This window comes from Rhizobium jaguaris (genome assembly GCF_003627755.1).
Lineage (GTDB): Bacteria > Pseudomonadota > Alphaproteobacteria > Rhizobiales > Rhizobiaceae > Rhizobium > Rhizobium jaguaris.
Map to the genome: position 1 here is coordinate 1 of NZ_CP032695.1, position 12,956 is coordinate 12,956.

Here is a 12,956-nt window from a genome sequence, read left to right on the forward strand (position 1 = left end):
AACATGTCGTCCCACACGTCCCGGCGAAAGTGATTGGACATGCTCAACGACCTTGAGCTTGCCAGCTCTCCCAGATCTTTGGTCGGAGTATCGCTATTGTCGAGCATGACCACGCATAAGAGGCTATTCCGCGGTGAATATGTTGGAGATCGAGATCCCGCTTGTCATTCGCTCCAGCCGAGGAAGAAGACCCTACGTACGTCGTTTCGCAAGTCGTGCCGAAGCAAGAACTGGGAAAAGGATAGTGGGTATTCAGCTTCTGTCAATCAGACGCTTAGTCCGACGTTTCAGGCGACACGAGCGCCAAAAGATCAATTATGTCACCTATTTCACTTTGCGTTCGGGCATTATTGTAGTAACTTTCTCCTATCAATTCGGTCTCAGTTTGGCGGCTCACGCCCTGCGGATCGGCCCCAGTCGGGAAGCCCCCTATCGATCGGAATTGGATCGCCCAATGGGAGTGGGGAGTGGCGGAAGTAAATGATCAGATTGCTTCCGTTTGACAGCTTAGCTTAAATTTAACAGCGATTTAGCTCCGGCCGATAATTTGCAGCCGCTCAAGGTAATTGAGCGGTTTCCAGAGCGAATGCTCTCAGGGGAGAGCTCCTTGCTCTATCGGCGAGGTCCTCTCCACCTTATGCCCTACGCAACCTATTCGCCCTAAAAATTGCCGTCGCGTTGGCGACAGATTGAGCCGCCCAGGACTCCATGCAGATGCAATGCGAAGACACCGGGGCTTCGTCCTTTCACCGCATTTCAATTGGCCAGATTCTGTGTTTAAACCTTCTCCAAAGGCGCAATTCATACCCCTGGGGAATGACGATGCGGCGCTCGACGCTTGTTGCAATGTTTCTTTCGCTTTTTGCCGCATTCACATCCAGCGCGTCGGCCGCCGAGCTTTTTCGTGACGATTTCAGATCACCGGCGATCAATCAGAACCAATGGTGTTCCTGCCAGATCGACAACACAAACACACCTGTGACATTCTCCGCTAACCCTGCCGACAAGAAGGATCATATCGCCGGAATTACCGTCAACGAGTCCTCCCTCGGCGGCAAAAGGTGCGAGCCTGCCTGCAAAGTACCGCAGGAGACGCAGGCTGCAAAACGCCACTTAGTGACGGACTTCAGCAGACCAGAGTTTCTTGGAACGAATTTCTTCGCCAAGCCGAAACCGAAATGGGCGCCGACGGCGGGCCAGCCCGATCGATATTGCGACGAAGCCGCCTGGAACCGGGTCAAATCAGCTCACCAGGAGGACGAATGCATTCAGCGCGAAGAGCTTCGTCTGCAGAAGCCCTTTTTTCGAAGGTCCGACGTGCCGCTCATCTATTCCTACCGGTTCCGCATGCCCAAGGACGTGTTGAACGACAGGGATTCCATTCGCTGGATCACGGCACAGTGGAAACAGGAGCCGATCAATAACAGGTATGAGCGGGAGTTCGAGGGCTGGTCGCCAAGCCCGTTTCTTGCACAGCGCTACGACGACGGCATCCTGCATGTCACGGTCCAGGACGACATGTGCAGATGCTTAATCGCGTCCGCGCCCGCGAAAGGAAGCAATCTCGTTTGGAAAGATGGCACGCCGCGCTATTGCCAATCCATCCGACCGCAAGATAGCAATGGCAAAGCTTGCGCGCCTGATTTGGAGGTGAAATACGGGCGCAATCCCGTCCTGTCGACGCCAGCGGGGGAGTGGGTCGAGATGCGCTATCGTGTTCAGGCGGGGCGCGACGGCAACGCATTCATCGAGATTCATCAGGACGGCAGATTCATCGCCAGGGTAACGGGCAAGATCGGGTACGAGCCTGACCCGTCATCTCCGCCGATGACCAAGTTTAAGATCGGCCAGTATCGCGACTATATACCGTCTTCTGACACCTTGGAGCTGGATTGGATCAGGATCGATACCACCCGAAAATAGGGGGCGGCCGGTCGCCCCTGAGGGGCGTCGACCCACGGCACTCGCGTATTGTGCTTTCCTGCTCGGCTATGAGAGTTGTTGCGCCACTAGTGCGGCCCAATAATCGATGCCGTAAGCGATCGCATTGTCATTGAAATCATAGGCCGGATTGTGCAGGTCGGCGCTGTCGCCATTGCCGAGCCAGATGATCGCGCCGGGCCGCCTTTCGAGCATGTAAGAAAAGTCCTCCGAGCCCATCGTCATCGGCCAGTTGCCGTCGACACGGTCGGCACCGACGATGCTCCTGGCCGCCGCAATCGCAACCGAAGTCTTCTCGGCATTGTTGACGGTCACCGGATACCCAGGGCGCCAGTCGATTTCGGCCTGCGCGTCGTAGAGCTTCGCCGTCCCCAAGACCACATCGCGAAACCGTTGCTCGACGGCCTTGCGTGTCGCCGGTAGCATCGTCCGGATCGTGCCGCCGATTTCAACCGCGGGAGGGATGACATTCAGCGCTTTCCGGTCTCCGCCACTGATGAAGGTGACGGAAACGACGACCGGATCGAACGGATCGGTAAAGCGCGATGCGATCGACTGGAGCGCGACGATGACATGCGAAGCGACAAGCACTGGGTCACGGGCGAGATGCGGCGACGCCGCATGCCCGCCCCGCCCGTTGATGGTGATGACGAAGCGATCGCCTGCAGCCATCATCGGGCCGCTGCGGATGGCGAACGAACCCACGGCAAGCCCCGGCTGATTGTGCATTCCATAGACTTCATCGACGCCAAAGCGATCGAGCAGTCCTTCTTCCAGCATGACGCGTCCGCCGCCGCCACCTTCTTCCGCCGGCTGGAAGATCAGAACGATCTTGCCGGCGAAATCCCGATCGGCGGTAAAGCGCTTGGCGGCGCCGAGCAAAATGGCCGTATGGCCATCATGTCCACAAGCATGCATCATGTTAGCCACTTTCGATGCATAGGGCAGGTTCGTCTGTTCCGACATCGGCAGTGCGTCCATGTCGCAGCGAAGCGCGATCGTCTTGCCGCTGCCCCGGTTGCCCGCAATCACCGCCACGACGCCCGATTTGGCGATCCCCGTCACCACCTCGTCGCAACCGAAGGCCTTCAACTTCTCCGCCACCATTGCCGATGTACGCGGCAGGTCAAACAGAAGCTCCGGGTACTGGTGAATCTCGCGGCGCCAGTTTTTGGCCTCGTTTGCGATGATCCGCGATGTTTCGGACGGGTTCATGAATCGCCTCCTTGGGGTGGTCTGTTGCTTGCATTCGGATTACCGCGGCCGCGAAACGCAGAGCGGTCTGGAACTATCTCTGACATAGTCTTGAGCGGAATGCTGGTATAACCACATTTGCGAGCAGCCGAACATATGGGCTAGCTTCTATGCCGAAGCGTTTAATTCCGCTGATTTAGGTTCGCCGGATAAATTCCGAGACGAGAGCAATGACTTCTTCCGGCGAATCCTCCAGGCAGTAGTGACCGACGCCTGCGAGGCGATGCACCGGAGCGGTGGAGAAGAGCTCGGTGAAGAGCGGCAGGAAATGCCCGGCGTGGAGCGTGCGGTCCGCCTCACCCCAAATGGCGAGAGCGGGCCTGGCGCGGATAGTGCGATTGGCGGCTGCGTCGGGTATCTCAAATCTGTGCGCGTTGGTCGCAAAACCCTTGGCCCAGCCAATCGCACCAAGGCAGTCGGCCGGGCGAGCGAAGGGCGCGGCAAAAGCGGCGAGCCACGTGTCGGTGATGAGCTCGTTGTTTTCGAAGCCGTTGAGCTTGAGTGTGCTCAGCATGTTGAAGCCGAGCTGACCCAGGACCGCGTCGAGGCTACCGTCCACTTCTGCTTTCGCGATCCACTGGAACCATGGCGAGACGGCGGCATTCGCCATGACTCGTTCGATGAGATCGGCCTGGCCGAACGGGGTTGGTCCGTTGGTCGTGATCACGCGACGAATGCGATGGGGATGGCGGGCGGCGAGCCCCATGCCGACCGGACCGCCGAAGTCGTGCATGACAAGGGTGATATCGTTGAGATCGAGCGAAAGGACGAAACGCTCCAGATTGTCGATGTGATCCTGCAGCCAATAACTGCGGTCCTGCGGCGTCTGGCTTTTGCCGAAACCCATATGGTCGGGAACGACCACGCGGCAGGTGCTGCGTAGCGCGGAGATCAGATGGCGAAAGAGATAGCCCCAAGTGGGCTCACCGTGAAGGCATAGCACGACCTCTGCCTCACGCGGCCCCTCATCGACATAGTGCATCTGGAAACCGGGAGCGTCGGTGAAATGCGGCACGAATGGAAAGGTGCCGTCGAAGGTCGCGTCTGATTGAACCATGGATATTTTCTCCCTTTGCCCTGGCGTGCAGGCGAGGTAGTTTCAAATTAAAACCACTTATCTCATATCGATTGCGGTTTCAAATTGCAACTACTATATGGAACAGGGAATGAGCCGATATCCGTCTGGTCGTAGGGTGGATATGCCGGAAACGAAACAAGGGGTGAGGTCGCGGTGGTCAAAAGAATAAGCCACAAGAATTCGAGCTGTGGCGTTGCCAGACCGTTGGATGCGATTGGCGACTGGTGGACGTTGCTGATCGTCCGCGACGCTTTCGACGGCCTGCGGCGGTTCGGAGAATTCCAGAAGAGCCTTGGGCTCGCGAAGAACATCCTTGCGGCGCGCCTGCGCAATCTCATTGCCCATGGCATCATGGTCACGGTCCCTGCGTCGGACGGCAGCCCCTATCAGGAATACCTGCTGACAGAGAAGGGGCGCGGCCTGTTTCCAGTACTCGTCGCCCTCAGGCAGTGGGGCGAGGACTTTTTCTTCGAGCCCGACGAAGCGCACGTGCTTCTCGTCGACAGGATGCAAGGCCTTCCCGTACGAAAACTGGAGCTTCGCTCTGAGGATGGGCGCGTGCTGGGGCCGGACGACACCGTTGTCTGTCCCGTTCGGGAGTCAACAGCCGGCGAGCACAAATAGAGCCTCGATGGAGGCAGGCAGCTTAGTATCCAGCTTCATTTGCGCCGAGAGGCCGGCGGTTCGCCAAAAAGCAGGCTGCAATCAAATCAGGCCAATACGGAGCCGATCTGAAGCGCGCGCAGATCGCTCCGTGAACCGTTCGCCGATTCCCACTGCCCTGGGCAGAACACTCGTAGCTGCGGCGCCTCAATTGCTGGCCGTCTTCACCAGAATTAAAGAAACCGAAATTAGAAATAAAGCTAAGCGCACTTTGCGTCTTGAAAGCTATTAAACAATGATGACCGTATTAGGCTGTATAGCCGGCAAACATAATATCTGGCTGGTGATCGTTGCAGCAGTTGTATGCATCGCGGGCTCCTGGGTTATCATCCGCCTGTTCGATCGAGCAGCCAGCACGACAGGTGCACAGAGGATCGGATGGCATCTTCTGACGACCGTTGCGGCTGGCTCGGCAATCTGGTGCACGCACTTCATCGCGATTCTGGCCTATTATCCGGATGTGCCTGTGAGCTTCGATCCGGTCATGACCATCATGTCGCTGTTGATCGCCATGGTCGGTGTTCAACTGGGCCTTGTCGCCGCGGCGAGCGGCCTCACGCAGATGGCACCGGCCGTCGGAGGCGGTATCGTCGGTCTTGCGATCGTCGCAATGCACTATTCCGGCATGATGGCCTACCGCGTGCAAGGTATTGTCTCGTGGGACAGGCCTTACCTGTTGGCGTCGATCTTCCTCTCTGTCATGTTTTCTGGCTTGGCCCTGCATTTCGCGATGCGCCGTGTCTCTCGGAGCGATAAATATGTCGCGACGGGCGTTCTCGTTCTGGCGATCGTCAGCCTGCATTTCACTGGAATGACGGCGTTCCGCGTCTCTCCAATGCTGATCGACGGTTCTTTTTCGAATCCAGCCGCCTTGCAGGCGCTTGCACTGGCCGTCGCCGGGGTTGCGTTGACTATCGTCGGTGCAGGGCTTGCCAGCTACCTTATCGATAACAGCATGCGCGCGGAATCGTATGAACGACTTCGGCACATGGCCATGAATGATAATCTGACCGGCCTGCCGAACAGGGCGAGCTTCAACGATCATCTCGATCATGAACTCCGCATTGCCGAGGAAACGGGAGGTAAGGTTGCTCTGATTGGCATTGATCTCGACCGCTTCAAAGAGATCAACGATCTTCGCGGCCATGCCGCCGGCGACGAGGTACTAAAGATCCTCGCGCGGCGCATGAGCAATCTTCTGGGTGATGGCGAGTTTGCTTCTAGGCTCGGCGGCGATGAGTTTGCTGCCGTTTATCGCATGCGACACCAGGCCGGCCTTGCCGATTTTCTGGCGCGTCTCGAAGCCGCTCTCTTCAAGCCCATTCGCCTCGATGATTATGAAATCGTCCCTGGAGCCAGTCTTGGCGTTGCTCTCTACCCCGATAATGCCGACAGCAAAGAGGCTTTGATCAATAACGCAGATCTCGCCATGTACCGCGCGAAGACGGACATTACTCGAGCGGTTTGCTTCTACGAGCAATCGATGGATGAAACCGTCAGAGCTCGCAGGACTCTGACAAGCGAGCTTCGGCAGGCAATCGAAAACAACCAGTTGGATATTCACTACCAGGTGCAGACGTCCATCTCGACCGGCGAGGTCTGCGGATACGAGGCCCTGCTTCGCTGGGAGCATCCGCAACATGGATTCATTCCACCTTCCGAGTTCATCCCACTGGCGGAGGAAAATGGCCTGATCCAGCAAATGGGGGAATGGGTGCTGCGAACCGCCTGCATCAGGGCGGCGTCCTGGGAACCTCCCTACAAGGTGGCCGTCAATCTTTCTCCGGTTCAATTCGCACACACCGATCTGCCGAAGCTCGTCCTCGAAATCCTGATTGAAACGGGACTGCCAGCAGATCGACTGGAACTGGAACTGACGGAATCGACCATTTTCGCCGATCGGGAGCGTTCGCTACATATGCTGCGCCAGATCAAGGCACTCGGCGTCAGCATCGCTCTTGACGATTTCGGGACGGGGTATTCGTCGCTCGATACGCTGCGGTCCTTCCCCTTCGACAAAATCAAGCTCGATCGCTCCTTCATGAGCGAAATCGAATCCAGTCCGCAGGCCAAGGCGATTATTCGCGCTGTGCTGGCTCTCGGCAAGAGCCTAGATATTCCAGTACTGGCCGAGGGCATTGAGACACAGGGCCAACTTACGCTTTTGAGCGCGGAAGGCTGTGATGAAGCACAGGGATATTTGCTGGGCCGCCCGGTACCCCTGAATCAGATCATCACCAGCGGCCAAATCAGCCTGATGAGCTCGGAGCTTTTGGAAGGAACGGCCACGGCAGTGCGTCTGGAGGAACAGGCGGTCCATTCTGCTGTGCGCCGCAGCCTCTGAGATCTCCCGGCCAAGATTGCGAAAAGCGGCTGCACAGGCCGAACACCCTCACTCTTAACAAGCGCCAAAGTCGATCTTATCTGTTTCGAATAGGTCGTGTGCGAACGCGAGATGCCTTCGCGCATCGGTTTAGAAAATCGATGGTCGAGGCCGATTGTCGTTCCCGGAAAACGACAATCGGCGTATATTTGTGGTTCGGCACGGATCGTTGCGCGTCAACAAAGACTAAGTTCTCGTGAGGTATGGGTAATGCAATTTTCAGCGGAAGCGGCGGCCAAAGCGCATGTCGAGAGCCAAGGAAGCTGGCCGACAAGGCGGAGTGCGATCCTCGATTGGCTGGTGCATGATACCCGCGGAGAACGCTTCATCGACAATATTCTCGTGGACCTGTGCGGGAGATTGCGGGCTGCCGGCGTCCCCGTCGGCAGGGCGACACTGCATTTCAGGACCCTCCATCCGGAATGGCTCGGTGCACGAATTCTTTGGCGCACCGGGCTTGAGGAGGCCAATATCAGCACCTTCAGCCATGGTGTCGAGACAACGCCGCAGTTTCTGGCAAGCCCGATCAATGAGATCTTCAACGGTGCCACGGAGGTTCGCCAAAACCTAGAAGACCTGAATGCCACCAATCGGCCGGCCTACCCCCTCTATCAGGAAATGCATGCCGAAGGATTGACCGACTACATCGCGTGGCCGATCTATCACACGCTTGGCAAGCGCCACATCGTCACCTTTGCTGCCGACGTGCCGGGCGGATTTACCGAAGAGCATGTCGCCTTCCTGAAGGATCTCTTGCCGGCCCTGACGCTGGTAAGCGAGATCAGGCTGAAGAACATTATAGCGCGGACACTTCTGCGCACCTATGTGGGACCACATGCCAGCGAGCAGATCCTGGCCGGTGCAACCACCCGCGGCAGCGGCACCACCGTCGGCGCGGCCATCCTCATCTGCGATCTGCGCGATTTCACGACGATTTCAGACATGTGGCCGCGCGATGACGTGATCGAGCTTCTGAACGCCTATTTCGACGCGATGTCGGAGCCGATCGAGAAACATGGCGGCGAGATCCTCAAATTCATGGGTGATGGCCTGCTGGCGATTTTCCCGCTCAGCGACCCTAAGGCTTGCGCCAATCTTCTGCAGGCGATCAGTGAAGCGGAGGCGGCGGTCGACGCGCTGAATGAGGAAAATAGCCGGAACGGCCGTGAGGTGCTGCGCTATGGTGTTGGGGTGCATGTCGGTGACGTAATGTATGGCAACATCGGGTCTCGCACCCGCCTGGACTTCACGGTTATCGGGCCGGCTGTCAATGTCGCTTCGCGCCTGGAGACGCTGACCAAGGAGGTCAAACGGCCCGTGCTGTTGTCCAAGGCCTTCGTCGACATGGCAGGTTGTGAAATCGCGATGGAAAGCCTCGGTGCCTTTCCTCTCAAGGGCCTTGGCGAACCCGTCGATGTCTTCGCCTTCGCGACGAACGGAAATAGCATGGCCCGTCAGAAAGCCAGATCATAATACCTGCGGCCAGGACGCTCGCTTGATCCAATTGTCGCACGTTAAGATATGATAACGCTGATCGCAAAACGTGAAGCGTGTGGGGCTGTCGTCTTTTGCATAATTGCTTATATTATGAACGGGATAACAATGATAGCCGCCTCAATTTTGTGGGATCGTTCTGCGATCACAGACGTTAGTTAGGGCCGACTCAACGGCCCGACGAGCGGGGGGCCTTGCACCCTGAATACTCTGACAGGAGAGAAAGATGAAAAAATTACTCGCGACAGCATTTTCAGCAGCATCATTGATCGTCACCGGCGCGGCGACGGCGCGCGCGGCCGATTTGCAGACAACCTATGAGGAACCGGACCAGCGCAACGGCGTGAAGATCGGCTATCTTACTTGCGACGTTGGCGGCGGTGTCGGATACGTGCTCGGGTCGGCCAAGGAAGTCGATTGTGTTTTCCGTTCGTCCGTCGGCAGGGAGCGCGTAGACCACTATAGTGGTGCTATCAGAAAATTAGGCGTCGATCTCGGCTTCACGACCCGCAGCCGGCTCGTTTGGCTCGTCTTCGCCCCGACAGCCGGCTATCATCATGGTGCATTGAGCGGCCTTTATACGGGCATTACCGCCGAAGCGACCGTTGGTGCCGGCGTGGGCGCCAACATTCTTCTCGGCGGCAGCTCCGGCTCTGTCCACCTCCAGTTGGTCAGCGTGACCGGTCAGCTTGGCCTAAATGTCGCCGCAACCGGCACATCGGTGACGTTGACTGCGATAAACTGAGCATATCTGCATATTCCATCGGCCATGGGCGTGCCTTGCCTCGAAGCAGGGTACGCCCAGGGGACGGGCCGCTGATGGTTCGAAACGTGGCCATGGCCGCTCCTCGGCCAGGCTTGTGCCCGTGGGGGTGACGATCAATGAACCTCAAGCACGGGCTCATGCGTTCAATCCCTGAATCCGGTGGAGGCTGTCCAACGCCTTCATTTCCCAGGTTCGTGCTTTCTGCTGGCGGGCGAATTCGATAGCTTTGGACAAACAGCTCTCTGCCTCGCCCTGCGCTGAATTTGCACGTGATAAAGCTTCGCCTTTCAAGCGCAACAGCTCGGCCGTGAAATAGTTCTCGCCGGTATTGGCGACCAGTTCCAGGGCCTGGTTTAGGGTTGCGAAGCAGCCGTCGAGATCTCCCGATCGCAGATAGCAATCGGCAAGCAAGCCGAGATAACAGGATTTGTCGGTTTCCTGCTCTCCCAGGTTGTCGCATGTATGTCGCATCTTTGCGAGGCCGGACAGATTACTGTCCAGTCGCACCATGAGCCAGCCATGGAAGAAATAGGCCATGTTCTGCCACATGCGAAAGCCGTTTTCTTCGGCAAGAACGGACAGTTCGTCGACCATGCGACGCAGTGGCTTAATATCCTCACGGAATGCGTGGAGAATACAGCCGTTGCCAAGGTAGGCTGCAAGCCTATAGGCGGAATGTCGACGCGCGTCAGCTTCCGCGGCACGATACAATTCGATGGCTTCGCGATCCAGCCCAATCAGTTGTAAAGTCCATGCAAGATACGACATCGCCATGCTTGGAAAGTCGCTGCCGATTTCGTCTGCATCCCCGATATGGCGAAGTGCCGCCTCGAGATATTCACGGGCTTCTGCGAAGTGGCCTTGTCCAAAGAGGCTCATACCCTTGAATTGCATCCCGAGAACGGCTGCCCTGAGGCTACCGCGAGTTCTGCCGATATCGATCAACTGTTCGCTCGCCCAGAGCGCGTCTGCAAAGCGGGCGGAGTTGAAGGCGGTTCCGAAGATGCCGTCGAGCGCGCGTATCGGCGCTTCGGTATCCCCCAGTTTTTCACTGAGCTGCAGGACATTGCGGTAGGCTGCGCCACCTCCGGCGGTTACGTAGCCGAATGTCGCGTAGAGTACGTCGCCGCGCTCCAGTTCGAGACGAAGCTCCTTGCGATCGCGCCCGGCCGAGGCCGGTAGTTTGGCCAGGCACTCCAGACCGTTCGCGAACATGTTTGCCGCTTCCACCTTGGCCCAGGTCTTGGCGACGTTAAGACCAGCGGCAAGCCAGCAATCGGCAGCGCGCTCGAATAGCCCCGCTTCGGCAAAATGCTGGGCCAGGACTTCCGGATGTTCCGCCGCAAGCTTTGGATGCACCTGCTCAATAGCTTCTGCGACCTTGCCATGAAGTTCGCGGCATCGTTCACGCAATAAGGTATCGCGTGCAGATTCCTGTAAAAGTGAGTGAGCAAATGCGTAGTTCTGGCCGCCGGTTGATGGCTGCCGGATGACAATGTCCGATTCAACGAGCCGCCTAAGTGTTGGATCGAGGGCGGGTGGCGCGACACCGCATAGGTGAGCGACGAGCTTTGCGTCAAATTCGCGTCCCACCACGGCCGCGATCTGGGCCACTGCCTTTGCTGGGCCGATCTTGTCAAGACGCGAGAGAAGTGACGATTGAAGGGAGCTGGGCACGGCGAGCGTCGCTGTCCGCGGATCCGGCACTTCGCCACCGGCAGAGGGATCCGTTGCAAGCAACGCGCGGGTGAGTTCCTCCACGAAGAGTGGAACGCCCTCCGCCTTGGCCAACAGCGAAAGGCTCGTTTCGCTGGACAAGCTCTTGGCTTCGTCAATATGGCGAACGAGCATTTCAGCTTCGGCACGGCTCAGCCTTTCCAAGCCAATTTTGGATAATGTCTCCGGTTCTGCGCCATTGCTGAGCGACTTCTCGCGAGAGGTGATCAAAATCAGCATCGGAAAGGAGATGGCTTCTCCGACGAGCATTCCGACGACCTCGCGCGAGGAAGGGTCGATCCAATGCTCGTCTTCGATCGTTAGCAGAACCGGGCTGATCCGAGAAACATGATGAAGCCAGTCGATCAGGATCCTGTGCGATACGTCGCGTTGGCGCATCGGGGTCAAATCGGTAGCCGGATAACGTGTCTGCTCCACGGATAGCAGATCGGCGAAAATTGGCAGCGAGCTCGAAATCGGAACCTCGCTGAGCGAAAGGATGGCCTCGAGCTTATCCAAGGATACGTCGGGCGCATCGTCGGCATCAATACCGGCGTAACGCTTGAGCAAGCTGAGGAATGGAAAGAGCGCGCTGTTCGAATAGGCGCTGGAACACTGAAGTGTCAGTACCGTGCATTGCGGGATCTGCCGCTGAACCTCGAAAACCAGCCGCGATTTGCCAATTCCCGGTTCACCGGAGATCAAGAGCGCGTGGCCGCGATTCTCGGAAATCACCTCGCGCCACAGCCCAAGGACGCGCGTCATTTCCTCCTGGCGATCCACCAGTTCCGTCAACCTTGTTCTCTTTGCAAAGCGATTTTCCAGGTCCTTGGCCTTCTCGGCGCGCCAGATTTGCAGCGGCGAGGAAAACCCCTTGAGAGATTGCAGTCCAAGATCCGTAAACTCGAATGCGCCTGCCGTGGTCTCATAGGTCTTCTGATCGGTCAGTATCGCCTGCGGTTCAGCCAGCGTCTGCAACCTCTGCGCCAGATTGGGGATCGAACCGAGAGCGACGGTCGAGACGCCCGCAGGCGCTCCGACGAAATCTCCGACCACCACCAGTCCGCTTGCTATACCGATCCGCACGCGCAGAGGCGGTCCACGTGGCACCTCGATCTGTGGAACGATCCGCAAAATATCGAAGGCAAGCCGCAGCGCTCGCTCGCCATCGTCTTCCTCTGCGATCGGATATCCGAACAGGGCCTGGAACGCGTCGCCGATATAGTTCGCGGCGATGCCGTTATGGCTTTTTACGGCGCGCGTGCAGGCCGCCAGATAGGTTTGGGTAAGCTGGGTGAAATCCTCTGGGTCGAGCTGGGTCGCGTATTCGGTCGATCCGACGAGATCGCAGAACAATATGGTCAATTGCCGGCGTTCGACCGGCGGCGACAACAGTGCATGGCCTTGTTCACTGTTCAGTTGCTTGATGCCGGCCAGGATTTTTCGGCGCGGGCCGAGAGGAATCCGCATCTCCTGCAGATCCTCCTCGGAGAGGAGGCGGAGGCTGTCAAAATCTATTTGGTTCTTCGCGAATATACCAACGAGATGATCGAGCCTCAGTTCACTCAGCCATTTCCTTATATTGTCCATGGCTCCCCCAACGCGAAACGCTGCATGCCTTTGCCACTCTAACTTTGAGTACCCCGAGCCCCTTAGCTTAG

8 protein-coding genes are annotated in these 12,956 nt (G+C 57.7%); 5 read left to right on the top strand and 3 right to left on the bottom strand.

Annotation, left to right across the window (positions count from 1 at the left end):
* Positions 1-822 precede the first annotated feature (822 nt).
* Positions 823-1,923 (top strand): heparin lyase I family protein, encoded by a 1,101-nt coding sequence (locus CCGE525_RS22150; protein ID WP_162950262.1) that lies wholly within the window; start codon positions 823-825, stop codon positions 1,921-1,923.
* Positions 1,924-1,989: 66 nt separating this feature from the next.
* Here the strand turns inward: CCGE525_RS22150 and CCGE525_RS22155 are convergent, their stop codons facing one another.
* Complete coding sequence (locus CCGE525_RS22155) at positions 1,990-3,156, bottom strand: M20 aminoacylase family protein (protein WP_120706555.1); 1,167 nt, start codon at positions 3,154-3,156, stop codon at positions 1,990-1,992.
* Between the two features lie 175 nt (positions 3,157-3,331).
* Positions 3,332-4,252 (bottom strand): alpha/beta fold hydrolase, encoded by a 921-nt coding sequence (locus tag CCGE525_RS22160; protein ID WP_120706556.1) that lies wholly within the window; start codon positions 4,250-4,252, stop codon positions 3,332-3,334.
* A 174-nt stretch (positions 4,253-4,426) separates the two neighbouring features.
* Between CCGE525_RS22160 and CCGE525_RS22165 the strand changes: the two genes are divergently transcribed.
* From CCGE525_RS22165 to CCGE525_RS22180, 4 genes are all read left to right on the top strand, one after another.
* Positions 4,427-4,897 carry a winged helix-turn-helix transcriptional regulator gene (locus CCGE525_RS22165; protein ID WP_120706557.1) on the top strand — a complete coding sequence of 157 codons (471 nt, stop codon included), beginning with the start codon at positions 4,427-4,429 and terminating at the stop codon, positions 4,895-4,897.
* Positions 4,898-5,171: 274 nt separating this feature from the next.
* Complete coding sequence (locus CCGE525_RS22170; RefSeq protein WP_120706558.1) at positions 5,172-7,280, top strand: putative bifunctional diguanylate cyclase/phosphodiesterase; 2,109 nt, start codon at positions 5,172-5,174, stop codon at positions 7,278-7,280.
* Positions 7,281-7,529: 249 nt separating this feature from the next.
* Positions 7,530-8,792, top strand: coding sequence for an adenylate/guanylate cyclase domain-containing protein (locus CCGE525_RS22175; RefSeq protein WP_120706559.1), 1,263 nt, complete (start codon positions 7,530-7,532; stop codon positions 8,790-8,792).
* A gap of 247 nt (positions 8,793-9,039) precedes the next feature.
* Positions 9,040-9,558 carry a DUF992 domain-containing protein gene (locus tag CCGE525_RS22180; protein ID WP_120706560.1) on the top strand — a complete coding sequence of 173 codons (519 nt, stop codon included), beginning with the start codon at positions 9,040-9,042 and terminating at the stop codon, positions 9,556-9,558.
* Positions 9,559-9,714: 156 nt separating this feature from the next.
* On the opposite strand, the gene CCGE525_RS22185 is transcribed toward CCGE525_RS22180, so the two are convergent.
* The gene (locus tag CCGE525_RS22185) at positions 9,715-12,885 is read right to left on the bottom strand and encodes an ATP-binding protein (protein ID WP_120706561.1); all 3,171 of its coding nucleotides are present in this window, start codon (positions 12,883-12,885) and stop codon (positions 9,715-9,717) included.
* Positions 12,886-12,956 lie beyond the last annotated feature (71 nt).